The sequence below is a fragment of the Actinoplanes sp. CA-142083 genome (assembly GCF_050942195.1).
GTDB lineage: Bacteria > Actinomycetota > Actinomycetes > Mycobacteriales > Micromonosporaceae > Actinoplanes.
This window is the reverse complement of record NZ_CP192076.1, coordinates 3,633,315-3,658,504: the sequence shown is the minus strand read 5'-3', so window position 1 is coordinate 3,658,504 and position 25,190 is coordinate 3,633,315. Positions and strand designations below refer to the sequence as shown.

Annotated in this window: 21 protein-coding genes; 11 read left to right on the top strand and 10 right to left on the bottom strand. The window is 71.8% G+C overall.

The features are described 5' to 3' along the window. Nucleotides 1-70 precede the first annotated feature (70 nt). The 5 genes from ACQPZX_RS16695 to ACQPZX_RS16675 are packed head-to-tail and all read left to right on the top strand — an operon-like array spanning nt 71 to nt 7,997. Nucleotides 71-1,396, top strand: a complete 1,326-nt coding sequence (locus ACQPZX_RS16695) for an aminomethyl transferase family protein (RefSeq protein ID WP_433381215.1) — start codon at nt 71-73, stop codon at nt 1,394-1,396. Between the two features lie 4 nt (nt 1,397-1,400). After that, nucleotides 1,401-2,258, top strand: a complete 858-nt coding sequence (locus ACQPZX_RS16690; protein WP_433381213.1) for a methylenetetrahydrofolate reductase — start codon at nt 1,401-1,403, stop codon at nt 2,256-2,258. Further along, on the top strand, nt 2,255-3,160 hold the full coding sequence (purU, locus tag ACQPZX_RS16685) for a formyltetrahydrofolate deformylase (RefSeq protein ID WP_433381210.1): 906 nt from the start codon (nt 2,255-2,257) through the stop codon (nt 3,158-3,160). Before ACQPZX_RS16690 ends, purU begins: the two co-directional genes overlap by 4 nt. 10 nt (nt 3,161-3,170) lie before the next feature. After that, nucleotides 3,171-4,028, top strand: coding sequence for a bifunctional 5,10-methylenetetrahydrofolate dehydrogenase/5,10-methenyltetrahydrofolate cyclohydrolase (locus ACQPZX_RS16680; protein ID WP_433381207.1), 858 nt, complete (start codon nt 3,171-3,173; stop codon nt 4,026-4,028). A gap of 6 nt (nt 4,029-4,034) precedes the next feature. Beyond that, nucleotides 4,035-7,997 (top strand): NACHT and WD repeat domain-containing protein, encoded by a 3,963-nt coding sequence (locus ACQPZX_RS16675; RefSeq protein WP_433381204.1) that lies wholly within the window; start codon nt 4,035-4,037, stop codon nt 7,995-7,997. Here the strand turns inward: ACQPZX_RS16675 and ACQPZX_RS16670 are convergent. Then, on the bottom strand, nt 7,994-8,779 hold the full coding sequence (locus tag ACQPZX_RS16670) for an NPP1 family protein (RefSeq protein ID WP_433381201.1): 786 nt from the start codon (nt 8,777-8,779) through the stop codon (nt 7,994-7,996). The genes ACQPZX_RS16675 and ACQPZX_RS16670 overlap by 4 nt on opposite strands. A gap of 246 nt (nt 8,780-9,025) precedes the next feature. Between ACQPZX_RS16670 and ACQPZX_RS16665 the strand changes: the two genes are divergently transcribed. Beyond that, nucleotides 9,026-10,186, top strand: coding sequence for an LCP family protein (locus ACQPZX_RS16665; RefSeq protein WP_433381198.1), 1,161 nt, complete (start codon nt 9,026-9,028; stop codon nt 10,184-10,186). An 856-nt stretch (nt 10,187-11,042) separates the two neighbouring features. On the opposite strand, the gene ACQPZX_RS16660 is transcribed toward ACQPZX_RS16665, so the two are convergent. The 4 genes from ACQPZX_RS16660 to ACQPZX_RS16645 are packed head-to-tail and all read right to left on the bottom strand — an operon-like array spanning nt 11,043 to nt 15,354. After that, nucleotides 11,043-12,287 (bottom strand): DUF1501 domain-containing protein, encoded by a 1,245-nt coding sequence (locus tag ACQPZX_RS16660; protein WP_433381195.1) that lies wholly within the window; start codon nt 12,285-12,287, stop codon nt 11,043-11,045. Between the two features lie 13 nt (nt 12,288-12,300). Beyond that, nucleotides 12,301-13,569: a DUF1800 domain-containing protein gene (locus ACQPZX_RS16655; protein WP_433381192.1), complete on the bottom strand. Its 1,269-nt coding sequence runs from the start codon at nt 13,567-13,569 to the stop codon at nt 12,301-12,303. 41 nt (nt 13,570-13,610) lie between these two features. Next, nucleotides 13,611-14,690 (bottom strand): sensor histidine kinase, encoded by a 1,080-nt coding sequence (locus tag ACQPZX_RS16650; RefSeq protein ID WP_433381189.1) that lies wholly within the window; start codon nt 14,688-14,690, stop codon nt 13,611-13,613. 4 nt (nt 14,691-14,694) lie between these two features. Continuing rightward, a complete protein-coding gene (locus ACQPZX_RS16645; protein WP_433385271.1) occupies nt 14,695-15,354 on the bottom strand; it encodes a response regulator transcription factor in 660 nt (219 codons plus the stop codon). 112 nt (nt 15,355-15,466) lie between these two features. Between ACQPZX_RS16645 and ACQPZX_RS16640 the strand changes: the two genes are divergently transcribed. Genes ACQPZX_RS16640 through ACQPZX_RS16630 form a run of 3 tightly spaced genes read left to right on the top strand, consistent with a single transcriptional unit; the run spans nt 15,467 to nt 18,393 of the window. Beyond that, nucleotides 15,467-16,324, top strand: coding sequence for a S1 family peptidase (locus ACQPZX_RS16640; protein WP_433381186.1), 858 nt, complete (start codon nt 15,467-15,469; stop codon nt 16,322-16,324). A gap of 15 nt (nt 16,325-16,339) precedes the next feature. Then, nucleotides 16,340-16,915, top strand: coding sequence for a DUF3632 domain-containing protein (locus ACQPZX_RS16635; RefSeq protein ID WP_433381183.1), 576 nt, complete (start codon nt 16,340-16,342; stop codon nt 16,913-16,915). 23 nt (nt 16,916-16,938) lie between these two features. After that, on the top strand, nt 16,939-18,393 hold the full coding sequence (locus ACQPZX_RS16630) for an endonuclease/exonuclease/phosphatase family protein (protein WP_433381180.1): 1,455 nt from the start codon (nt 16,939-16,941) through the stop codon (nt 18,391-18,393). Here ACQPZX_RS16630 and ACQPZX_RS16625 read toward each other — a convergent pair. From ACQPZX_RS16625 to ACQPZX_RS16610, 4 genes are all read right to left on the bottom strand, one after another. Continuing rightward, on the bottom strand, nt 18,351-18,944 hold the full coding sequence (locus ACQPZX_RS16625) for a TetR-like C-terminal domain-containing protein (RefSeq protein WP_433381177.1): 594 nt from the start codon (nt 18,942-18,944) through the stop codon (nt 18,351-18,353). The genes ACQPZX_RS16630 and ACQPZX_RS16625 overlap by 43 nt on opposite strands. Then, nucleotides 18,937-19,770: an alpha/beta fold hydrolase gene (locus ACQPZX_RS16620; RefSeq protein ID WP_433381174.1), complete on the bottom strand. Its 834-nt coding sequence runs from the start codon at nt 19,768-19,770 to the stop codon at nt 18,937-18,939. The genes ACQPZX_RS16625 and ACQPZX_RS16620 overlap by 8 nt, the downstream gene beginning before the upstream one ends. A gap of 64 nt (nt 19,771-19,834) precedes the next feature. Next, nucleotides 19,835-22,405: a CHAT domain-containing protein gene (locus ACQPZX_RS16615; protein WP_433381171.1), complete on the bottom strand. Its 2,571-nt coding sequence runs from the start codon at nt 22,403-22,405 to the stop codon at nt 19,835-19,837. Further along, entirely contained in the window at nt 22,365-22,535 is a 171-nt protein-coding gene (locus ACQPZX_RS16610; RefSeq protein WP_433381168.1) for a hypothetical protein, read from the bottom strand. The genes ACQPZX_RS16615 and ACQPZX_RS16610 overlap by 41 nt, the downstream gene beginning before the upstream one ends. A 134-nt stretch (nt 22,536-22,669) precedes the next feature. Here ACQPZX_RS16610 and ACQPZX_RS16605 point away from each other — a divergent pair, with 134 nt between their 5' ends. Both ACQPZX_RS16605 and ACQPZX_RS16600 read left to right on the top strand, forming a co-directional pair. Then, nucleotides 22,670-23,017, top strand: coding sequence for a PadR family transcriptional regulator (locus tag ACQPZX_RS16605; RefSeq protein WP_433381165.1), 348 nt, complete (start codon nt 22,670-22,672; stop codon nt 23,015-23,017). Further along, nucleotides 23,014-23,997 (top strand): permease prefix domain 1-containing protein, encoded by a 984-nt coding sequence (locus tag ACQPZX_RS16600; protein WP_433381162.1) that lies wholly within the window; start codon nt 23,014-23,016, stop codon nt 23,995-23,997. The genes ACQPZX_RS16605 and ACQPZX_RS16600 overlap by 4 nt, the downstream gene beginning before the upstream one ends. Before the next feature lie 46 nt (nt 23,998-24,043). Here ACQPZX_RS16600 and ACQPZX_RS16595 read toward each other — a convergent pair whose 3' ends face one another. Further along, nucleotides 24,044-25,183 carry an acyl-CoA dehydrogenase family protein gene (locus tag ACQPZX_RS16595; RefSeq protein ID WP_433381159.1) on the bottom strand — a complete coding sequence of 380 codons (1,140 nt, stop codon included), beginning with the start codon at nt 25,181-25,183 and terminating at the stop codon, nt 24,044-24,046. Nucleotides 25,184-25,190: the final 7 nt, after the last annotated feature.

Here is a 25,190-nt window from a genome sequence, read left to right as displayed (position 1 = left end):
GCCTGTAGCTTTCGTCACTAGCTCGATTTAGTGCTAGCTCGATTAAGTACCCCTTGACCAGGGAGGCAGCATGAATCTGCAGGACGGGATCGACAAGGCCGGCTCACCGATGCGGATGCTCTGGAAGCCGGGCGCGCAGCCGTGGAACCCGGAGGTCGTCGAGAAGGAGTACGTGGGCTGGCGCGAGGAGCAGAAGGCCTGGCACGAGGGCGTCGCGATCTCCGACCTCTCGCACCACATGTACGACCTGTTCATCGAGGGCCCCGACGCCACCAAGCTGTTGAAGGCGGTCACCGCGAACAACTACGAAAAGTTCGCGATCGGGCAGGCCAAGCAGATCGTCCCGGTCAACGCGGACGGGTTCATCGTCACCGACGGCATCCTGCTGCGCCGCGCCGAGAACGAGTACACGCTCAGCGGCGTCCCCGCCTCCCAGCACTGGGTGCAGTGGCACGGCGAGCAGGGCGGCTACGACGTAACTTTCCGCACCGATCCCTCCTCGGCTTTCCGCAAGGACGGGAAAGACCCCGCCCTGTTCCGCTACCAGCTGCAGGGTCCGCAGGCACAGGAGCTGGTCGAGAGCGTCTTCGGCGGGCCGCTGCCGCCGACGAAGTTCTTCCACACCGCCGACGTCACGCTCGACGGCCGCACGTTCCGGGCGCTGCGCCACGGCATGGCGGGCCAGGCGGGTTACGAGTTCATCGGCGATGGCGCGGACGCCCCGTACGTGAAAAACGCCCTTGTGAAAGCCGGAGAAAGTTTCGGGCTCGTGCACGTGGGGGCGCTGGCCTACACGACGGCGTCGGTGGAGAGCGGCTGGATCCCGTCGCCGACGCCCGCGATCTACACCCACCCCGGTCTCGCGGAGTACCGGCGGTGGCTGCCGTTCTTCGGCATCGAGGGGCAGCGCCCGCTGCACGGAAGTTTCTACTCCGACGACATCGAGGACTACTACGTCACGCCCTACGAGCTGGGCTACGGCCGGTTGGTCCACCTCGACCACGACTTCATCGGCCGCGAGGCACTGCAAGAGGCCAAGGATTCCGTACGTTTCCAGAAAGTCACCCTGGTCTTCGACAACGACGACGTGCGGGAATTCGTGGAGGCCGACAACGGTTTCGTGCTCAGCTACGCCCGCAACCGCATCGAGACCAAGGACGGCCTGGCCGGGACCACGTATCACACCGCGTCGCTCGCGCCCTACGACGCCGTCATCGCGCTCTCGCTGATCGACCTCGAGCACGCCACCCCCGGCACCCAGGTCGAGGTCGTCTGGGGCGACCACCCGGGCCCCGGCACGCCGGCCGGCGCCGACCTGGGCCTCCCCCGCATCCGCGCCACCGTGCAGCCCGCGCCCTACAACGAGCACGCCCGCACCCAGTACCGCAGGGACTGACAGCATGACCGAGGCACCCATCGCGAACGAACTACGGCTGCTGAGCGACTTCTCCCTGGAAATGACCGGCAAGGACGTCGCCGACCTGCAGCAGGCGGCGATCCCGGCCGGCACGCGGATCAACGTCACCTTTCTCGGCAACGAGGACCTCCAGATGCGGGTGGCCGCCGCCCGAGCGGTCAAGCTGCACGGAGGCGTACCCGTGCCGCATGTCTCGGCCCGGCGCCTGACCTCCGACAGCGAGTTGCGAAAGTTTCTCTCGGCCCTGCGGGCCGAGGGCGCCGCGGGCGAGATCTTCGTGGTCGGCGGCGATCCCAGCGAGCCGCACGGACCGTACGGCGACGCGCTGTCGGTGATCGAGTCCGGCGCGCTGGAGGAGTACGGTGTCGGCAAGGTGAGCATTACCGGATATCCAGAAGGACATCCCGATATTTCGGATATAAAGCTGTGGTCGTCGCTGACCGAGAAGCACGCGGCGATCTCCCGGCGTGGTCTCCGGAGCGAGATCATCACCCAGTTCGGCTTCGACGTCGACCCGGTCCTCGACTGGATCGAGACCGCCCGGGAGAAGGGCATCGACGCACCGGTCCGGATCGGGGTCCCGGGCCCGGCCGGCGTCCGCCGCCTGCTGCGCTTCGCCGGCCGCTTCGGCGTCGGCACCAGCGCGTCGATCGCCCGAAAGTATGGCCTGTCCCTCACCAACCTGATGGGCACGGCCGGCCCCGACCGCTTCCTGCGTACCCTCGCGACCGACTACCACCCGGCCCGCCACGGCGAGGTCAAGCTGCACTTCTACACGTTCGGCGGGCTGCGTGCCACGTCGGACTGGATCACGGACTTCAGGAACGGAGGGCTGACGTGACGATCACCCAGGAAGCACCGCTGCAGGCGCCGTCACTCACACATACCCACAACCAGGCCTCGCTGATCGTGCACGGCCGCGACCGCACCGGCATCGTCGCGGCGGTCGGCGCGGTGCTGAGCAAGCACAAGGCCAACATCGTGTCGCTCGACCAATACAGCGACAACCCCCACGGCGGGGCATTTTTCCAGCGTACGGTGTTCAGCCTCGACAACCTCAAGGCGGCGCTGCCCCACATCGACGACGACCTCAAGGCGCAGCTCGGCAAGGGATTCGAGCTCGAGTTCCGGCTCCGCGACATGTCCATCCCGCACCGGGTGGCGATCTTCGCGTCGAAGGCCGACCACTGCCTGCTCGACCTGCTGTGGCGGCACCGGCGGGGCGAGCTGCCGATCACCGTCTCCATGGTGATCTCGAACCACCCGGACACCGCCGGCGAGGTGCGCGCGTTCGGCATCCCGTTCTTCCACGTGCCGTCGGCCGGCCCCGACAAGTCAGCCGCCGAGACCCAGCATCTTTCGCTGCTCAAGGGAAATGTCGACTTCATCGTGCTGGCCCGCTACATGCAGATCCTCTCCGGGGACTTCATCGCCAAGGTGGGCGTGCCGATCATCAACATCCACCACTCGTTCCTGCCGGCGTTCATCGGCGCCGGGCCGTACGCGCGGGCCAAGGAGCGCGGGGTGAAGCTCGTCGGGGCGACCGCGCACTACGTGACCGAGGACCTCGACGAGGGGCCGATCATCGAGCAGGACGTGGTGCGGGTCAGCCACGCGCACACCGTCGCCGACCTGCAGCGCCGCGGGGCCGACGTGGAGCGCGACGTGCTGTCCCGGGCGGTGCTGTGGCACAGCGAGGACCGCGTCATCCGGCACGAGAACCACACGATCGTCTTCGCGTGAGGGGTCTTCGGTGATCAAGATCGACGGCAAGACGGCCGCCGCCCGGGTCCGTGCCCAGGTCGCCGCCGAGGTGGCCCTGCTGGACGACAAGCCCGGCCTGGCCACCGTGCTGGTCGGGGACGACCCGGCCAGCGCCGTGTACGTCGCGAGCAAGCGCAAGGCGGTCCGCGAGGCCGGCATGCGGGATCTGCACCGGTCGCTGCCGGCCGACTCCTCCCAGGCCGGGGTGGCCGCGGTGATCGACGAGCTGGCCGCCGACCCGGCCGTGCACGGCATCCTGCTCCAGCTGCCGCTGCCGGCGCACCTGGACCCGGACGCCCTGATCGACCGGATCCCGGTGGGAAAGGACGTGGACGGGCTCACCACCCAGAGCGCCGGCCTGCTGGCCCGCGGCGAGTACGGCCTGCGCCCGTGCACCCCGAGCGGCGTGATCGAGCTGCTCGAGTCCGAGGGCGTGAAGATGCGCGGGGCGCGGGCCGTGGTGGTGGGCCGCTCGGCGCTGGTCGGGCACCCGATGGCCGAGATGCTGACCCAGAAGGACGCCACGGTCACGCTCGCCCACAAGCACACCGTGGACCTGCCGGCGGTGACCCGGGAGGCCGACATCCTGGTGGTGGCGGCGGGCGTACGCGGTCTGATCGGCCCTGCGCATGTCAAGCCGGGCGCAACCGTGATCGATGTCGGCATCCACCGTTTCGAGGGCGGCCTGGCCGGCGACGTGCGCACGGCCGAGCTGGAAGGGATCGCCGCCCGGGTCACGCCGGTGCCGGGCGGGGTCGGGCCGATGACGATCGCCATGCTGATGGTGAACACTGTGCGGGCTGCCCGCTGGGCAGAGGAACACAATGGACACTCCATGACACCATGAGCGTCGATGAGCACGACGCCCTCCCCCGCCGAGCGGGCCCGTAACGGCATCCGATCCTGGGTTCGCGCGACCGGCTCCGGGGTGCGCCGGGCCACCCCGTACGCGATCCTCGCCTTCCTGTCCGCGTCGGCGGTCGCCCCGATCGCCGGCGCGGCGCTGGGCGCCCCCGCCGAGTATTCCGCCGCGCTCAACCAGCTCGGCGGGATGGGCAGCAACTACCTCGCCGACGCGCTCGCCTCGACGGCCGCCCGGTCGCCCGGGGAAGAATGGCGGGACGCGGTAGCGGAAGAACTGCTGGCCCGCCTGGAGGCCGGCGACACCGGGCTGCGGGACGAGCTGACCGCGCTGCTGCAGGCGGTCGGCGCGGTGGAGGCCACGCTGCTGGCCGCCGACGCGGAGAGCCGGCAGGAGTTCGCCGCCGCTTTCGAGAGCCTGCACGCGTTGACGGCCGACAACCGGCGGGTGCTCGACGAGATCCGCCTGGGTCTCAACCAGCAGATCGAGGAGCAGCGCCGGGACACGACGCGCGTGCTCGGAGCCCTGGCGGCCACGACTTCTCTGATCCGGTCATTGCGAGATCCCGAGCCGGAAATCCAGCCCACCCGACATGCCGGAAATATCAGTCCGTATCCGGGACTGGCGAGCTTCGACATCGGGGACGCGCCGTTCTTCCACGGGCGGGAGGAGCTCGTCCGGCTGTTGGTCGGCCGCCTCGACGAACACCTGCTGGGCGGTCCTCCCCTGGTTGTCGTCGGGGCGTCCGGCGCCGGGAAGTCCTCGCTGCTGCGGGCCGGCCTGCTTCCCCTGGTCGCCGCCGACGGCCTCGGCGCGGGCAGCGGCGCCTGGCCCTGGCTGATCATGACGCCCGGCCCCACGCCCCTCGCCACCCTGCGCGCCGGCCTCTCGCCCGACGGTCGCCGGATCGTCCTGGTCGACCAGTTCGAGGAGCTGTTCACCCAGTGCCCCGACCCGGCCGAGCGCGTGGCCTTCGTGGAGGCGCTCACCGCCGTACCCGAAACGCTTTTGATCATTGCCGTTCGTGCCGACTTCTATCAGCAGTGCACCGAGCTGCCGCCGATGGCCGCCCTGCTGGGTCCCGGCCAGGTGGTGGTCGGCCCGCTGAACGACGACGAGCTGCGGCGCGCGATCGCCTCCCCCGCCCGCGACGCCGGACTGCACATCGAGCCCGGGCTGGTCGAGGTGCTGCTGCGCGACTACGAGCCGGGCGCGCTGCCGCTGCTCGCGCACGCGCTGCGCGCGACCTGGGAACGCCGCGAGGGCGACACCCTCACCGTGGCCGGCTACCACGCGACCGGAGGCATCCGCCGGGCCGTCGCGGCGAGCGCCGAGCACGTGTACGCCACCCTGACCGAACCCGCCCGCGAGGCGCTGCGCGCGGAGCTCCTCGGCCTGGTCACGATCGTCGACGGCCTTGCCGTTCGGCGCCGCGCGGCCCTCGCCGAGGTGAACATGCCGGTGCTGCGCCCGCTGATAGCCGAGCGCCTGGTCACCGCCGGCGACGACACGGTCGAGATCAGCCACGAGGCCCTGCTCGACGGCTGGCCCCGCCTCTCGGGCTGGCTGGCCGACGCCCGCGAGGAGATCCTGCTGCGTCAGCGGCTGGGCCAGGCCACACGCGAGTGGCAGGCGGCCGGCGAGGATCCCGACCTCCTCTACCGGGGCGCGAGCCTGGCCGTGGCGGCGGGACACCGGGCGGAGCTTCCCGAGGCGCAGCGCCGCTTCCTGGCCGCCTCCACCGCGGCCGCCGAGGCCCGGCAGCTCGCCGAACGGCGCACCACCCAACGGCTGCGTCGTCTGGTGGCCGGGCTGGCGGTCGCGTTGCTGCTCGTCGTGGCCGGCGGCCTGGTAGCGCTCGACCAGAGCCGCCAGGCGCGCGCGAACGGGCGGCTCGCCCTGTCCCGCCAGCTGGCAGCCGAGTCCCGCACCGAGCACTACAGCGACCCGCTGTCGTCGGTGGACAAGGCGCTGAACGCCTGGCACACCTCGCCGACCACTGAGGCCCGCAGCGCGCTGTTCTACGCCCAGCAGACGACGATGATCGGCCGCCTGGGCACCCGCACCGGCGCGGGCAACGTGTCGGTGAGCTCCGACGGCCGGCTGGTGGCGGTCGGCTACCCGAACGGCGACATCGAGCTGTGGGACCCCGGCACGCTGAAGCGGACCGGCCCGGCCATGCGGCATCCCACCGTCAACATGCATTGGCTCGAGTTCTCGCCGGACGGCAAGTACCTCGCCTCGTCCTCCTACGACCGGCGGGGTGTATCCGTGTGGACTCTCGCGACCGGCACCCAACGCCGGCTCGACGCGTTCGGCGGGGTCGCGTGGCTGCCCGACTCATCGGCGCTGCTGGCCACGCGGAACGTCGACGACTGGGCGATCGGCGAGTGGGATCCGGCCACCGGGTCGCTGCGCCGATCGGTGCCGAGCCCGGTGTCGCCCGGCATCGACCTCGCGGTCAGCCCCGACGCCGCCTACCTGGCGGTGGCCGGGCCGGCCGGCGGCGCGCTCCTCGACCGCCGCCGGGTGACCACGCTGGCCCGCATCCCGGACACCGCCGCGGTGGGGTTCTCGGCCGACGACACGCTCTTCAGTTCCGGGCTGAAGGAACTCAGTCCGGTGGAAGCCCGCCGGCGGACGACCGGGTGGAAGGTCGAATACCTGACCGACTCGTCCGGCGCGCCGCCGCAGCCGGGGATCGGCCTGCGCAAGTTCGCGGTCACCCCGGACGGCACAGTGCTGATCGGAAGCTCGGTGAAGGGCGAGACGCTGCGCCTGACCGTCGGCGGCATGTTGAACGAGCTGGGCAACATGACCAACCTGCCCAACGACTACGGGCTCTCGGCGGATGGGCAACTGCTCGCCCTCGCCGGTACCTACGATCCGCCGACGCTCATGCGGATCGCCGGCCCGGCGCTCCCCCACCCGCAGGTCGTCGGCCATCTGGCGGTCGACCCGGCCGGCGGCTGGCTGGCCACCGGCTCGAACGATCCCGCGATCCGGATCTGGGACCCCCGGAACGGCCGGCTGCGCTCGACGCTGCGGGTGGCCGCCGACGACGGCCCACTCGGGCTGGCCTACGGCCCGGACGGCTCGCTGGCCGCGACCTTCGCGCAGGGTGGCCAGGTGCTGCTATACGACCGGCAGCAGCAGCTGCGGCGAACCCTGCGGCTCGACGCCACCCTCTACCCGGGCAACATCGCCTATTCCCCCGACGGCTCGATGCTGGCCGTCGTCACCAACCCGCGCGACACCCCCAAGCTGGGATCCGACGAGGTGCAAGACCGCGACGACGTCGACGTGGTGGTGTGGGACACCCGCACGTTTGCGAAGGTCACCGAGCTCCGGCTGTCCGGTTACCTCGCGATGCAACCGGCGTTCACCCCCGACGGACGGAATCTGCTGGTCACCGCCAACCGGGTGATCGACAAGTACCGGCCCGACTCGCAGAACGGCGCCATCTGGCGCTTCCGGGTGCCGGACTTCAGTCTGGCCGGCTCCCGGGAGTTGTACGCGGAGGCCCTGGACGAGATCACGGTCAGCCCCGACTCGTCCTCGTTCGCGGTCACGACCCGCACGACCGCACGCGTGTTCAAAGTGGACGGACTGAGCCCGGTGCGCGACATCGGCTCGCATCCGGTGGCGCTCAGGCGGGTGGTCTGGTCGCCGGACGGGCGGCTGCTCGCCACCGCTACCGACACCGAGCCCGGTCTGATCGTGCTGTGGGACGCCGAGACCGGTGCGAAGGTGGCCGAGGTGCGCGGGAACTCCAACAACTGGGGGCAGATCCGCTTCAGCGCCGACAGCCGCATGCTGATCGCCGGACTCAACGACTGGACGGTGGGGCTCTGGCGGCTCGACCCCGACGACGCGATCCGGCGGCTGTGCGCGGTGGCGGCGCCGGCGGACCGGGCCGGCGGCAAGGAGCCGCCGGCCCTCTGTGGGGATTAGCTACCGGCCGCGTTGGGATCAAAAGGGATCCCGGCCGGCTTGGAGACGCCGAGCAGGTATTCGAACGAGCCATCCTTGATCTTGATGGTGGCCGAGCCGAAGTCGGCGGCCATCAGCTTGTCGCGCAGCGCGACCGTCGGCCAGCCGCTCCAGTCGACCAGGGGCGGATAGCGCCAGTTGTGGTAGTGGTTCTCCGGCGGCTCGTCGTTGGTGTTGGCCAGCCGGAAGAAGTGGGTCGACGCGCCGTCCTTGTGGTAGACGACCTTCGGGTGGCTGCCGTCGAAGCGGACCTGCGAGCGGGTGTAGGTCACTTGGGAGCTGTGCTGGGTGGTCGTCACGTACTCGACCTGGTTGGACGACTGGCTGACCCAGGAGATGACGTGCTCCCAGTCATGCCGGTGACCGCCGAGACCGCTGCCGGCCACGGCCTGGTCCTTCTCGAAGTAGCTGGCGTACACGATCGCGCACCAGCCGTTGTTGCACTTCGAGCGGGCGTACGTCTGGGAGTTGTCGAGGTCCCACTGGTCGCGGCAGCTGCCGTTGACGGCGCCGGTGGTCTTGAGGCCGCCGTTGAGGGTGCCGTCGGGGCCGATCGCGGGCACCGCGTAGCAGCCGTCGGTGTCGTAGTCGTAGGCCGGGGAGAACGATTGCTCGTAGCCGCCGGCGTTCTGCGGGAGGTTGTGGGGAGGGTCGGCGAAGGCCGGTGTGGCGGGGACCACAATGAGGATCCCGGCGATTGCCGACGCAAGGACAATCCGGGCGGTGGGACGGGTACGGCGCATGAGTCGGTGACCCTTCGTCGCATTTCGCCGCAGTTGGCGATGATTACGGGATCGTGACCGGTCGAATCGAGCCGGGTCAATAAGATCCCGTTCCGGAACCAAAGGATCACAAGCGGTCACAACGGAACCGTTGCGCCCCAACGGCCGATTGACTATCGCAACGTGAAGATATATCTGTTTCTCTGCGATGTCGGCGCCCGGCAGCGCTCGTTCGTGTGTCATTCGTGTGTCCGGAGGAGTTGACGCATGCCGGGACAGCCCGCCCGAAGCAACGGCACGGTGCCCGCCCTGAAAGGCAAGAAGCAGAAGTCGCCTTTCTGGGCCAAAGCGGTCACCGCGCTCGGCGCGTTCCTGGCGGTGCTCAGCGTCAGCGGCATCGTGGGTGTCAAGTACTTCATGGGCCAGCTCACCCACGACATCCAGACGACGTCCAGCGTCCTCGACGGTGAGAGCGGCAGCAGCGTCACGGCGAGCGGCAAGCTCCCCGAGGGCGCGATGAACCTGCTGATGCTCGGCCTCGACACCCGGCAGGGCTGGGAGGAGAAGGGCGAGACGTCCCGCTCCGACACGATGATGATCCTGCACATCACGGCCGCGCACGACCAGGCGTACATGATCTCGATCCCGCGCGACATGATCGTGAACATCCCCGCCGACAAGACGCTCGGCACCGGCGCGCAGACCGGGAAGATCAACGGCGCGTACGCGATCGGCTCGGAGAACAAGCGCGGCTGGACCGGCGGCGCGAAGCTGGCCACCAAGACCGTGCACGAGCTGACCGGCATCAACTTCGACGGCGTCGTGGTCATCGACTTCGACGGCTTCAAGGGCATGCTCGAGGCCATGGGCGGCGTCTACATGTGCGTCGACAAGGACGTCTGGTCGAGCCACTACATCATCGTCGACGGCAAGGTGAAGTACGCCGAGGGCGCCGACCCGCAGACCGCCCCCAAGAACGCGCTCTGGTTCAAGAAGGGCTGCCGCAACATGCAGCCGTGGGAGGCGCTCGAGTTCTCCCGGATCCGGCACTCCTCCAACGGCGACTACGACCGGCAGCGCCACCAGCAGCAGCTGCTGCGGGCCATGGCCAAGAAGGCGACCAGCGCCGGCATCATCACCAACCCGACCAAGGTGGCGAACATCCTGAAGGCGGCCGGCTCGTCGCTCAAGATGGACACCCACGGCGTCGAGGTCTCCGACTTCATCTTCGGCCTCAAGGGCCTGGCCGCCGCCGACCTGATCCCGATCAAGACCAACGGCGGCACGTTCGCCAAGTCCTCCGACGGCAGCGGCGAGGGCGCGACCCAGGACACCAAGGACTTGTTCCAGGCCACCGCCAACGACAAACTCCGCGACTTCCTGGGCCAGCACCCCGAGATGCTCATCAGCGACGGCACCGAGAAATAACTTCCAAACCCTCGATACCGTACGAGCGCGGGCAGCCCCCAACCGCAGCAGCCACCGCCCCCGGCGCGCCCCGCGACCTCACTGCAACACCGGCAAGTGCCGCGACCGCCGGGCTGAGCGACCCACCACAACCGGCGCCGCCCCGCCCCCGGTGCGGCAAGCTGCCGGCGCAGCGCGATGCCACGGCGGTCGGTCGGGCTATGGCCCGTGCGCCTGGGCGGTTGCGCCACGCGCGGCCCGTCGCGGTGGCTAGTCGCGAAGGCGGAGAAGCCGTGATGAACCGCCGCTCGCCCCGCGCAGCGATTCATCAAGGTCACCTGCGGAAGCCGCTGGCAGCCGTGGCAAGGTCACCTGCGGAAGCCGCTGGCAGCCGTGGCAAGGTCTCCTGCGGAAGCCGCTGGCAGCCGTGGCAAGATCTCCTGCGGAAGCCGCTGGCAGCCGTGGCAAGGTCACCTGCGGAAGCCGCTGGCAGCCGTGGCAATGATGAATTGCCGCTCGCCGCGCGCGAACTTATCAAGGTCGCGTGGCGCTGGCAGCGAGGCGGCGTCACGCCGAGCGCGAGCCACCGAGCGAGCGCAGGGTGCAGGGGCCGGGCGCGGAGCTTGGGGGGCCGGGCGCGGGGCGCGGGCGCCGGGCGCGGGCGCCGGGCGCGGGCGCCGGGCGCGGGCGCCGGGCGCGGGCGGCGCGGGCGCCGGGCGCCGGGCGGCGATGATGAGTTGCCGCTCGCAGCGCACGCGGAATCATCAAGATCGCGCGCACCGGGCAACACAAGCGAGTGCGGCGGCCCAGCCATGATGAGTTGCTGCTCGCAGCGCACGCGGAATCATCAAGGTCGCCAGGCGAGAAGGATGGTGGGCTAGGAGAAGACGGTTGGTAGGTGGCTCTGCCAGCCATTCAGGATCGGGGCCGGGTCGGTGGCGAGGACGTCGGCCAGCAGGGTGGCGTAGACGTCGCGGAAGTCGGTGGTGTACTTCAGGTCGCCCTGGTCGAGGTCGGTCAGGCTGGGTGGCTCGCCGTAGAGGCCGCCCTTGACGCCCGCGCCCAGCAGGAACATCGACGACGCCGTGCCGTGGTCGGTGCCGTCGGAGGCGTTGGCGGTGACGCGGCGGCCGAACTCCGAATAGACGGCGATGACCACGTTGCGGCCGGCGTCGGTGCGGGACATGCGGTCGGCGAAGGCGGCCAGGGGCTTGTCGAGCTTGGTCAGCTGGGACTCCTGGGCGGTCTTCTCGTCGGCGTGCAGGTCGAAGCCGCCCAGCGAGACCGAGTAGACGCGGGTGGCGGCGCCGGCTTCGACGCACTTGGCGACCAGGCCCAGCTGGGCCTCCAGGGGCTGGCTGGCGCCTCCGGTGGCGGTCGCGGCGGGCTCCTCATCGGAGTCACCGGCGTCGGAGGAGGAGGAGGAGGAGGCGGCGGAGGCAGTGACGTCGGCCATCAGGTCCTGGATGCGGGTCAGGTCAGTGAAACAGGTGGCGGCCCGGGCGCGGGCAGGCGGCTCGGTGGGGTCGGCGCGGCCCAGCGCGGTCAGCTGATCGGCGGTGACGAAAGCGGGGAGCTTGAGCTCGCCCCCGGGAACCGTGGCGCCGGCGCTGTGGGCGCCGGCCAGCAGCGGCGGCAGGACGGGCTCGAACGAGACGGCCAGGCGCGGGTCGCCGCCGGACGCGTCGAGCCAGCGGCCGAGCCAGCCGGTGTTCTCGGGGTGGTCGGGCCGGCCGGACTGCCAGATGTCCATCGATCGGAAGTGGCTGCGATCGGGCTTGGGATAGCCGACGCCGCGAACAACGGCAAGGCGGCCCTTCCCGTACGCCTGATGCAGGCCCTTCATCGCGGGGTTGAACCCGAACTGGTCGTCGAGCCGGAGGACCTGATCGGCGTTGTAGGCGAGGGCCGGCCGCGCCGCCGCGTAGGCGGGATCCGCGTACGGGATGACGGTGTTGAGCCCGTCGTTGCCGCCGTAGAGGGTGACCAGCACGAGGGTTCGCGCCGAAGGATCGCGGTCGCCGGAGGTGCGCAGGATGTCGGAGAGGGCGTAGGCGCCGGCCCCGGCGGCCACGACCGCGCCACTCGCGGCGAGGAACCGGCGACGGGTGAGGGTGTCCATGACAGCATCCTCCTCAGTGGACGGTGTATTCGGGGGTGGCCAGGGCGATGGCGAGCAGGCGGCGCGGGTCCTTGGCGGCCGGCGTGAGCACGGCGGCAGTGCGGTCGGTCCACGCGTCGACGGCGAGCACGTGCGCGAGGGCGTCGAGCCGGTCGGCGGCGCCGGACTCGGCGAGCTGCTGGACCACGGCGGGGGCGAGCCCCACGAGGGCCTGGCCGGTGCGCAGGCGGGCCTGGGCCGCCGCGGTGGTGAGCCAGGCCTCCCCGGCCGGCCAGCCGCCGACGCTCGGCGGGCGGAACGGCACCTGGCCGAGCGCGCGCAGGCCGGCCAGGATCTGCTTGCGGCCCTTCGCCGGGTCGACGCCGAGCTGGCGCACCGCGCCGACCAGCCATTCGACCGGCTGTTTCACCAGGTGGCCGGCGGTCTGCGGGAACGCCGGGTCGAGGGCGAGGGCGCGCAGCATCGCGGTGACGTCGTTACCGGCCGCGGTCAGGGCGGCGGGCGCCGGCTGGGAGGTGGAGCCGTAGCGCAGCCAGACCCGGGCGGCCAGGAACGGGACGTGGGCGGGGTGGCGCACCAGCAGGTCGGCGAAGCCGTCCAGGTCGAGCGGGCCGGTGTGGCCGAGCAGCGTGACCGGCGCGGTGGCGTGCCGCTTGGCGTCGAGGTGGCCGGCGCCGGCCGCGCGGTCGACGACCCAGCCGGTGAGGACGCGGGCGGCGGCCTTCACGTCGTCCTCGGTGTAGTTGCCGACGCCGAGGGTGAACAGCTCCATCACCTCGCGGGCGAGGTTCTCGTTCGGGGCTTTGCGGGTGTTCTTCTGCCCGTCGAGCCAGAGGATCAGAGCCGGGTCGCGGAGCATGGCCCGCACCAGCGGGCCGGTGGTGCTCAGCCCGTACCGTCGCAGGGTCTTTTGTTGTCCCAGCATGAGCCCCGCCGAGCGCACCTTCTGCACGCTCGTCGCCCAATGCCCGTGCCAGAAGAACGTGAGCTTCTCGGTGGCGACGCCGCCGTGGGCGGCCATCTGGCCGACCCACCAGGCGAGAGCGTCGGTGGCCTGTTTCGTGGCCGCCTGGCGGGCCTTCTGCCGGTCCTCGCGGGAGGCGCCCTTGGCGAGCGAGGCCATCGGGTCCGGGCCCAGCGCCGGCGGCTCCACCGACGCAGGCGCGAGCAGCCGGTCCACGGTCGCCGGCAGGCCGTCCCGCGCGGCGGCATCGACCTCGGCGGCGGTCGGCCCGAAGGTCAGCCGCCGCAGAACATGTGCGACAACGCGTCGGTCCGTCATGCGGCACACGCTAGGCGCGCCGTGTAAGCGTCGTGTAAGGGTCAGGTCAGCGAAGCGTCCGGGAAGGACACCTGCACCCGCAGCCCGTCGTGGCCGGTCGAGTGGGCCGCGATGGTGCCCTCGTGGGCGCGGACGATCGAGCGGGCGATCGACAGCCCCAGCCCGGCGCCGCCGCTGTGGTCGATGCGGGTGCCGGCCAGGCGGTGGAACGGCTCGAACAGCCCGGTGACCTCCTCCGGCGGCACGTCGTCGCCGGTGTTGACGACGACCAGGGCGGGGTTGGCGCCGACCCGCACGTCGATGGTGCCGCCGGGCCGGTTGTACTTGATCGCGTTCTGCACGAGGTTGGTGACCAGGCGTTCCAGCAGCACCCGCTCGCCGGTCACCACCCGCGGCAGCAGCTCGCAGGTCATCGTGACGCCGGCTTCGGCGGCCCGCGACTCGTGCGCGTCGACCGCGGCCCGGGTGACCTCGTCGAGCCGCACCGGCGCGTGGGAGACCAGGCCGCGGTCGCTTTCGGCCAGCACCAGCAGGCCCTCGATCAGGCGCTCGTTGCGCTGGTTGGTCTCCAGCAGCTGCGCGGCGAGCAGGGCGATCTGGTCGGGGTTGAGGTCGCGGGCCATGCCGACCTCGATGAGCGTGCGCTGCACGGCGAGCGGGGTGCGCAGCTCGTGCGAGGCGTCGGCGGCGAACCGGCGCTGGGCGTCGTAACCCACCGCGATGCGGTCCATCATGTCGTCGATGCCGCGGCCGAGCGCCGCGAGCTCTCCGCGGCCCTGGCCGGGCCGCAAGCGGTGGCCGAGGTTCTGCGGGCCGACGTCGGCGATCATCGGGATCAGGTCGCGGACCGGCTGCAGACTCCACCGGATCGCGGCGAGACAGGCCACAAGCAAAAGGCCCAGCACGAGTACGCGTGCCGCGAGCGGGACGACACTGGGATGCCGGAACAGCTGGATGCAGAAGTACGAGGAGTCGCCGCCCGGGACTGGGCTGCACGGCGACGGGACGAAGTCGCTCCACAGGTTGAGCAGCTCGTCCGCGACGCGCGGCACGAACGGGGCGGCGACCAGCAGGACGGCGCAGACCAGCAGCATCCGCCGGGCCGGGGAGCGGTTGGTCACTTCGTCACGAGCCCAGCCGGTAGCCGACCCGGGGCACGGTGTGGATCACCGGCGGGTCGCCCAGCTTCCGGCGCAGGGTCATGATGGTGACCCGCACGGAGTTGGTGAACGGGTCGGCGTTCTCGTCCCACGCCTGCTCGAGGAGGTCCTCGGCGCTGACCACCTGGCCGGCGGCCCGCAGCAGCACCTCGAGGACGGCGAACTCCTTGGGCGACAGCGAGAGCACCAGGCCGTCGCGGGAGGCGGTGTGGCGGGTGGTGTCGAGGGTGACGCCGTCGCGCTCCAGGACCGGCGGCAGCGCCGGGGTCGAGCGCCGGGAGAGAGCCAGCAGGCGGGCCACCAGCTCGGCGAAGGCGAACGGCTTGGTCAGATAGTCGTCGGCGCCCAGGCCGAGGCCCTCGACCCGGTCGCGGATGCCGGCGGCGGCGGTGAGCAGCAGCACCCGCGTGTTGGCGCCGGAGTCGACGATGCGGCGGCACACCTCGTCGCCGGTGTGACCGGGCATGTCCCGGTCGAGGACGGCCACGTCGTACCGGTTGACGTCCAGCCGCTCGAGGGCGCTGTCCCCGTCGTACACGACGTCGACGGCCATCGCCCGCTGCCGCAACCCCTCGGCCACCGTGTCGGCGAGCATCCGCTCGTCGTCGGCCAGCAGCACCCGCACGCGCTCGTCCTCCACTCGTCGCAAGATGCGCCAGGCTCGCACAGCGGGGATAAAGGTTTCGTAAACGCTCCGCTGACGCCCGCCCGACGGCCCTCGCAGCAGCATCTTCACCGTGTCCCGAAACTACCTCGTCATCCCGCTGGTAGCCGCCGCATTGCTCGTGGCGCCCGCGCGACCCGCGGCCGCGATCGCGCACGGCGACCACGTCCCGGCCGGCAAATACCGGTTCGCGACCAAGCTGACCATGACCGGCATCCCGACGACCGACGGCGGCACCCGGGACAGCTGGTGTTCCGGGGCCCTCATCGCGCCCCGCTGGGTGATCACCGCCGGGCACTGCTTCCGCGACGCCGCCGGCAAGCGGGTCGACCGGACCGTCGCCCGCACCACGGCCTCGGTGGGAGGCCACGAGGTCGAGGTCGTCGACGCCTTCCAGGCTCCCGACAACGACGACGTGGCGCTCGCCGAGCTCGACTCCCCCGTCACCGACATCACCCCGATCCGCCTGGGCGACACGCCGCCGAAGGTCGGCGACAAGCTGCGGCTGACCGGGTACGGCCTGACGACCGGGGACGAGTCGGCCGGGTCGCCCGGCCTGCGGACCGGCGTGTTCGTCGTGGGTCAGGTGCGGGACTCGCTGCTCGACGTCTCGGGCAGCCGGCCGCGCCGCGACACCAGCGCCTGCCTGCACGACTCGGGCGGCCCGTACTTCTCGGAGGCGAAGAACGGGACGGCGACGCTGCGGGCGGTGGTCAGCACCGGACCCGGCTGCCCGCACCCCGGCGCCGACTTCGCCGCGCGCACCGACCTGCTCGGCGGCTGGATCGCCGAGACCACCCGCCCGGAGCCGGCCGGCCCGCTCACCCCGGCCAGGTTGCTCACCCTGCTGGCTGTGGTGACCGCATCCGTGGCCGCGGCCGCGCTCGCACTTCGGCGGCGAGGGCGGCGAGCAGGAGCACGACGGCGTTGAAGAAGAATCGAGGCCATGAACTACGAGGAGGCTCTCGCTTACTACCCGGGGGTGGTCGCGGCCGGGGACGTGGCGGCCTTCGTCGCGCCGCTTTCGCCCTCGACACCGGACGACGTTCTCTGGGCCGCATGGCAGACCGTGGTCGCCGTCGCCGATGAGAGTGTCGCGCCGCTGGTCTTCGGGGTGCGGGAGCGCCTCCCCGACCTGCCGCACCTCGGCGCGGCGATGCAAGCGGCCTGGGCCGAACCGCATCCCGGCCCTGAGTGGACCAGCCTGAACGCCTTCGCCGCCACGCTGACCGCCGGTGGGATCGACTTCCTGCGGCTCGGGCTGCGGACCGTCGGCCTGGCGCTGGAGGCCTTCGACGGCGAGCCGCACGTGCCGGCCGCCGTCGCGTGGTTCCGGCTCGCCGGGCCGCAACTGGTGGCCGCCTGCAAGCACGGACGCACCTTCGTGGACTGGTCCGGCGGGTCCGATCCCGGTTTCAGCGTCGCCCGCTGGATCCTCTGGCGCGGCCGCATGGAGGCGGTCAGCCGCGAGGGATTCACCATCATGAAACGGTACGACCGCGAGATCGCCGCCTCCCGGTAGCCCGCCTGCGGTTGCCTGCTCTCGTGCGCGGACTTCTCGCAGCTCTGACGGCGGCGGCGACCCTGGTGGCGCCCGCACCGCACCATGACGCGACGACGCAGATCAGGGTGCTGTCGCTCAACATCTTCTACGGCGGGGACGAGCTCGACCTCGCGACCGGCGACTTCTGCGCGACCCCCGACGGCTGCCCGGCCACCTTACGGCAGGTCGAGCGGGTCATCCGGGCGAGCGGCGCCGACATCGTGGGCCTGCAGGAGCCCGAGCGCAACACCGAGCGGATCGCCGCCGACCTGGGCTGGCACGGCAGCAACCACGCGCACGTCATGTCCCGCTTCCCGATCGTCGACCCGCCCGGCGCCGACGGCCGCTACGTGTTCGTCGAGGTCACGCCGGGCAAGGTGGTCGCGGTCGCCAACACGCATCTGCCGTCCGACCCGTACGGCCCGTATCTCGTGCGCGACGGCGGCACCAAGGACGAGGTGCTCGAGCTCGAGCGATCGGTGCGGCTGCCCGCCGTGCGCGATCTGGCCCGCACGCTGCCGGCCCTGGCCGCCAAGGGGATCCCCGTCGTGCTGACCGGCGACTTCAACAGCCCGTCGCCGCTCGACTGGACGCCCGCCGTCGCCAAGGTGCGGCCGGACGTGCCGTACCCGGTGCGCTGGCCGGCCGGGGCGGCGCTGCTCGACGCGGGACTGGCCGACACGTACCGCGAGGCGCACCCCGATCCGGTGCGGGATCCCGGATTCACGTGGACTCCCGGCGGGCCCGAGTCGGATCCGCACGAGGTCTTCGATCGCATCGACTGGGTGCTGCGGGCCGGTCCCGCCCGGACCGTGGCCTCCCGCGTGGTGGGCGAGCAAGTCGTGAGCCCCTATCCGACCGACCATCGCGGTGTCGTGTCCACTCTGGACACCAGGCCCGCTCCGCCGCCCGTGCTGGTGGCCCCCGCCGCGCGGCGTGTGACCCTGGGCGATGCGGTCGCGGTCCGATTCCACGCTCCCGCTTCTTCACACGTACGGGTTGAGCTCCGCGACCCGCACGGGCGGACCGTCGCCGCCGCGGGAACGGGCGGCCGGCGCGACGGTGAGGTGCGGTTGCCGACCCGGGGGCTGGCCCGGGGTGAGCACGAGGTCGCACTGGTGTCCGGCGATGGTGCTGTGCTCACCCGTACGGGAATATGGGTTTATCCCGCCGGCGAACCCACCCAGGTCTCCACCGCCCGGTCTTCGGTCCGGAAAGGCGAGCCGATCGGCGTGCGGTGGTCGAACGCGCCGGGCATGGGACTCGACTGGATCGCCGTCTATCGCGTCGGCGCCGACGCGGCCGACTATCTGACGTACGAGTACACCGGCGGGCGCGTCGAGGGCGGCCTGACGATCGATTCCGGCTCGCTGTCGCCCGGGCGCTATGTGCTGCGGCTGCTCCCTGACGACGGCTATCGCGCGGTCGCCGAGTCGCGGCCGTTCACCGTCGCCTGAAGCCCGCGGTCGACGAAGGCGATCAGCCACTCGAAGCTGTCGTCGACGCTCGTGTCCATCTCGAAGCCGCCGGCCGACTCGATGACCGCGAAGCCGATGAACAGGCTCCGCATCATGCGCATCGCGTGCACGGTGTCGGCCGGGCCCAGCGGGTATCCGGTGAGGACCGCGGCCAGCGAGCCGAGGACCCGGGTGCCCGCCACGGCGATCGGATCCTCGGGCCCGTCGGCGTTGAGCCGGATCGTGGCCGAGTACCGCCCGGGGTGCTCGACCACGAACGCCCGCATCGTGCGGGCGGCGGCCGCGAGCGCGTCCCGGCCCGAGCGGCCCTGCAGCGCGTCCCGCAGCTCGTCGCCCAGCTCGGTGAGCGCGAGCACGGCGATCCGGCGGTTGAGGTCGGCCTGGCTCGTGACGTGCTTGTAGAGCGACGGCGCGCGCACCCCGAGCCGCTCGGCCAGCAGGCCCATCGTCACGTTGGCCAGGCCGATCTCGTCGGCCAGCCCGGCGGCGGCGGCGACCACGGCCGCCGGGTCGAGTCCGGCCCTAGGCACGGGCGTACGCCTTGAGGAACGGCAGCAGCAGCGCCACGGTCTCGTCGGGGAACTGGGTGTGCGGGTAGTGCCCGGCGCCCTCGATCATCTCGAGCTTGCCGATGCCGGCCGGCATCGCCGCCACGATCGCCTCGCCCTCGGCGCGCGGGTCGGCCCAGTCCGGGTCGAGCGTGCCCTCGACGACGAGCGCCGGAACGCGGACGTTGCCGAGCTGCTCCCCCGCGTCGGTCGGTGCGGACTGGCCCATCTTCTGCATCGCCTTCATCCGGCCGGGCTCGCCGAGCATGGCCGCCATGCCCCGAAGCTGCTCCGCCCAGTCCGCCGGCCTGCGCCCCGGAACGGCGACGTCGAGATATTTGTGCCACCACTTCACGCTGCCCAGGATGCCCGTCGCGAACAGCCGCGTCATGCCGGTGCGGTACCGCTTCACCCGCAGGCCGCCCAGGCTGATCGACTGCTTGCGGGTGAACGGCGCCAGCTCGACGATGCCCTCGACCAGCTCGGGCGCCTGCGCGGCGGCGATGGTGACCGCGCCGCCCGAGATCGAGTGCCCGACCAGCACGGCCGGGCCGCCGAGGTGCCGAACCAGGGCGATCAGGTCGCCGGCGATGTCGGTGCGACTGTAGGACGGCCAGACGGCGCTCGACTCGCCGGTGCCGCGGATGTCGGTGGCGGCGACCCGATAGCCGGCCGCGACCAGCTGCGGGACGACGAAGCGGTAGGCCTTGCGGCTGTCCCCCATGCCCTGAGCGAGAACGACCAGCGGCCCGGCGCCACTGATCTCGTAGGCGATCGTGCCGCCGTCGACGGTGAGGAACTCGGTCATGTCAGCCTCCGTGGCTAATGTCGTTAGCTAAAAGCTAATCCAATTAGCCGCCGCCGTCAAGGCCTTAACTGCCGAGGCAGACGAAACCCGCGGGCGATGCCTCGGCCAGGGCCGCCGCGGGGGTACGGCCGGCGGTGAGCGCCCGGTGGAAGCCGGTCATCAGGGCAGCCGCCTCCTCCTCGCCGACCCGGCTCACGCTGGCCACGACCGTCGCGGCGCCGCCGGAGAGCAGCGCGGAAGCGATGCCGAAGCTCTCGTCGCCCGGACGGATGTCGGTCAGGCCGAGCTCGCAGCAGGAGAGCACGACCAGAGCCGGCGGCCGGCGCAGCCCCAGCAGGTCGTAGCCCAGGATCTGCCCGCCGGCCAGGTCGAGGGTGCTGAAGAGGGCGTTCTCGGCCTGGTGCCGGCCGTGCGCGGCGAGGTGGGCGACGCCGGCGCCGTCGAGCGCGCCGAGCGCGGCCCTGGGTGTCGCCGCCGCCCCGGTCAGCACGCGAGCTCCGGGATACAGCGCGGCCACGGAACGGATCTCCTGTTCGCCGCGCGGGATGCCGGGACCGGCCACGAAGGCCGGCGCCGCGGGGCCGGGCGGCGGAACGCGGCGGACGGCGGCGAGCCACGCGGTGGCCGAGAGCGCGACGGTGACCGGGCGCTGACGGCAGGCGGGCAGCAGGCCCCACGGTGCGGTGGTCAGCAGGCCGGTCGGGACCACGACGAGGTCGCGATCGCCGGTCCGGCGCAGCAGCGGATCGAGGATCATCCCGGCGAGTGCGGCGGCGTCGTGCCGGGTGGCCAGGGCGACGGCCCGGGCGAGCCGGCCGCTCATGGCGCGGCCCGCCCGCGTGTCCAGGTCGGCGCGCAGTCGCAGGACCGCCTGCTCGGCCCGCGCCGCCGAGCCCAGCGCGGTCAGCGTGGTGCGGCCGGCTGTCACCACCAGCGCGCTCAGGGCGTCGCCGTCACGCAGGTAGGCGACCAGGGCCGCGTCACCGAGGGCGGCGCGGACGGCCCCGAGCGGGGCCGGGGCGGATCCGTTCCGGCCGTTCGATCCCGGCGAAGACCACGACCTTTCCCGTACGAGTCGGTGCAGTCGCTCCACTCGCGTGTGCAGCTCGCGGATCGGCCGGCCGGCGAGCTCCGCCTCCCGCAGCACGAACCGGCTGTGGCGCAGCTCCTCCAGCAGCGCGGCGGCCTCCGGGTCGTCGGGCGGTCGCACCGGCAGCAGCAGCGACGACTGGGCGCGGACCCGTTCGGACCAGCGGTAGACCGCGGACAGCGACCCGCCGGCCAGGGCGGAAGCGAGCCCGGCCGCGGCGATCTCGCGCCCGTGCGCGGCGACACCGGTCTGCAGGTCGAAGGAGCCGAGGTGGGCGCGGTGGCGGTGCAGGGCCGCCATTCCGGCGCGCAAATGGCGGGCGGCCTCGGCGGGTCGGCCGGCGGCCTGGGCCAGCTCCGCACGGGTGAGCCGCCAGAGCAGCCGGGTGTCGAGCCGGTCGAAGCGGCCCGGCGGACCGTCGAAACGGCCCGGCGGACCATCGGCGGGCCGCGCCCGTTCTCGCCCGGCCACCGCGCCGCGCAGCGGCCGCTCTCGCCCGGCCGTTGCGCCGCGCAGCCGGCATCGCTCGGCCAGCAGAGCCGCCACGCGAGCGTCTTCCGGCAGGTCGAGGTCCCGGAGCTCGGCTGCCAGCCGCCGGAGCCGGCCGGCCAGGTCTTCGCGGTGGGCGGAGGCGCGCAACTCCAGGAGCGCACACAGGGCCGCCTGCCGCCGGTTCCGCCGGGCGAGGAAGGCTTTCCGGGCCTGCCGCGCCCATTCCGCGGCGTCGACCGGCCGACCGGCCAGCAGGGCCGCCGCGGCCCGCAGTTGCAGCGCGTCCGCGTACGTGTGCCCCTGGCGCTCCCGATGCGCCTGGCGCATCGCGGCGTCGAGCTCGCGGTCGGCCTCCCGGAACAGGCCGGCGCCGATCAGCACGCGGGCCTGCTCGAGCGCTACCACCGAGAGGATCGTCGCCAGTCCGACCCGCTCGAAGGCGGTCCGCGCGACCGTCAGCGTCCGCAGCGCGCCGGGCAGATCCCCGGCGACGCCCTCGAGACAGCCGAGGTTGAGCAGCGCCCGGGCCGCCGCGGCGTCGAGCCCGTGCCGGTCGGCGAGGCGCAGAGCGCGGTCGAGGTCCTCGCGGGCGGCGCCGATGCGCCCGACCTCGAGGTGGAGCACGGCGCGATTGGTCAGGGTCTTGACGAGGTCGTGGGGGTCGCCGAGGCCGCCGATCGCGGCGGTGAACTCGGACAGCGCCGCGCCGGCCTGCCCGTTGCGGGTCAGCAGGAGGGCGCGCTGGGCACGCGCGATCGGCTTGAGCGGCACGGGAAGCGTCGCCTCGGCCCGGTCGACGAGGCGGAAGCCGAGCGCCACGTCGCCGCGTTCGGCTTCCGCCCAGGCGAGGCTGACCAGCAGGCGGCCGTGCGCCCCCGGATCGACCTGGCCGGGCATCTCGTCGATCAGGTGCAGACCGGCGCGCAGCCGGCGGACGGCCAGGGCCGGGCGGGCGTCCTGGTTGGCGGCGACCCCGGCGGCGTAGAGCGCGGCGACGCGGTCCGCCCGGCTTCTAGAGCGGGTTGCCGCGCCCGATGTTTTCCGGGTCGCCATGCCCTGCGGCCTCGCTGTGCGGCTTCTCCGCCGGGTGCGGATCGGCCTCGCCGATATCCGTGGGTGACGTCGGCTCCTCGTCGGTGTCCGGCACCTCGGGCAGGTCTTGTGGGTTCTCGGGAGTGGTCATGATCCCTCCAGCCGTCATCTCGAACCTCCATCGTTCGACCGCCGGTCCCCCGGCGACGGCCTTCTGTCGCGTACCCGATCGCACAATGCTGTAGTGGGTTGCCATAGTGTGTGAGACACAGTATGGTGTTGGACATGACAATGGATGCGACGCTCTCGGGGCACCTCCAAGAGTTGCGGCGCGGCACGGTTGTCGTGGCGAGTCTGACCGTGCTGCGGGAGCCGGGTTACGGCTATTCGCTGCTGGAGACGTTGAGCGCGGCCGGTTTCGAGGTCGAGGCCAACACGCTCTATCCGCTGCTGCGCCGGCTCGAGGCGCAGGGGCTGCTGACCAGCGAGTGGAACACCGATGAGGCGCGGCCGCGCAAGTTCTACCGCACGACCGCCGAGGGCGACGCCATCGCCACCTCGCTGCGCGAGGAGTGGGCGCGCCTCGACAAGGCGATCACCGATCTCGATCGGACCACGGGGAGCGCGAAATGACCAGTCTCGTCGACCGCTACGTCTACACCGCCCTTCGTCGCGTCCCCGAGCAGCAGCGGGCCGACATCGACCGCGAGCTGCGCGCCTCCATCGAGGACGCGGTGGATGCCCGGGTCGACGCCGGCGAGCCGCGCGAGGCCGCCGTCGAGGCCGCGCTCACCGAGCTCGGCGACCCCGACCGGCTGGCCGACAGCTACGCCGGCCGGCCCAACTATCTGATCGGCCCGGCGCTCTACACACCCTGGCGCAAACTGACCATCACTTTGTTGTCCACAGTGCTGCCGATCGTGGTGGCGGTGGTCGTGGTGGTCCAGCTCTTCGACGACCCCAAGTTCGGTGAGGTCATCGGCACGGCCATCACCACGATCCTCAGCGTGGGCACCCAGATGGTCTTCTGGACCACGCTGGTCTTCTTCATCATCGAGCGCTCCGGCGGCGCCAAGACGAAATTGCAGACCACATGGTCGCTCAAGGACCTGCCCCGCTACCAGCCCGGCGGCATGCCCACGTCGCAGCTGGCCGCCGGCATCGCGTGGCCGGTCCTGCTGATCGCCGCCCTGATCCTGCAGCAGTTCACCTTCACCGACGTCCCCGTGCTCGACCCGGCCAACTGGTCCTTCTGGTGGCCGTTCCTGATCGTCGCGTTCGCCCTGCGCGGCGTCTACACGGTCTGGGTGTGGCGCCTCGGCACGTGGAACCGCACGGTCGCGGTCGCCAACGCGGTCGTGTCGCTGCTGTCGACGGTCCCGATGGTGTGGCTGCTCGCCACCGACCAGTTCTTCAACCCGGAGTTCCAGCAGTTCGCCGACCTGGGCTCGGCCGCCGACGTGAAGAGCTGGCTGTCGGCCGGCATCATCGCGATCCTGGTGCTGGGCACCGCCTGGGACATCATCGACGTCACGATCCGCGGCGAGCGGGCCCGCAAGGGCCTGCCCACCAAGGTCCCCGGCACCGGCGGCTCGTACAACTACGGCAAGTAAATCCCGATTCTGGTCACGCCGCCCGGCTGCTCGCGGGCGGCGTTTCTCAGGCTGGCAGGCCGTCGAGGCGGGCCAGGACCTGGAGCATCACCTCGTCGGCGCCGGCGCCGATCGACGTGAGGCGGACGTCGCGCAGCATCCGCGCGGTCCACGTCTCCTCGAGGTAGCCGGCGCCGCCGTGGAACTGCAGGCACCAGTCGGCCACCTCGCGGATCAGGCGGCCCGCCTTGAGCTTGGCCACCGTGGCCATGCGGGTGATGTCCTCGCCGGCCATCAGCGCCTCGCAGGCCTGCAGGTTGTGGCTGCGCAGCAGGTCGACCTCGGCCTGGAGCTCGGTGAGGCGGAACGCCACGTACTGCCGGTCGGCGAGCGGGCGGCCGAAGACCTGCCGGTCCCGCACGAACGCCCGGGTGCGGTCGAGGGCGTACTGGCACTGGCCGGCCGTCGTGTAGGCGGCGAACATGCGCTCGGTGACGAACTGGCGCATCTGCTGCTGGAAGCCGCGGCCGACGGCGCCGATGGTGTTGGCGACCGGCACGCGAACCTCGTCGAGGACCAGCTCGGCGGTGTCGGAGCAGCGGTTGCCGAGCTTGTCGAAGGTGCGCGCCACCTCGACATCCGTCGTGGGCACCACGATCTGCGACATGCCGCGGTAACCGCCCTCGTCGGAAGTGCGGGCGAGCAGGCACAGCCAGTCGGCCTGGGCGCCGTTGGTGATGTAGACCTTCCGGCCGGTGATCACCCAGTCGTCGCCGTCGCGGACCGCACGCGTGCGCAGGCGGGAGACGTCGGAGCCGGTGTCGGGCTCGGTGACGGCGATCGCGGTGACGGCGGTGCCGGCGATCGCGGGCTTCAGATAGCGCTCCTTGAGCTCGGCCGAGCCGAACTCGTGCAGCGAAGGGGTGGCCATCATCGCCTGGACGCCGAGGGCCATGCCGACGCCGCCGGCGTGCATGCGGCCGTACTCCTCGGCGGCGACCAGCTGGAAGCTCGGGTCGGCGCCCTCGCCGCCGTATTCCGGGTCGTATTCGAGGCCGAGCAGGCCGAGCGCGGCCGCCTTGGGGAACAGGTCGTGCAGCGGCGCGCGACCGGCCGCCTCCCACGCGTCGACGTGCGGGTTGACCTCGGTGTCGACGAACCGGCGGACGCTGTCCCGGAAGGCGCTGTGGTCCTCGTTGAGCCGCATTACCGCA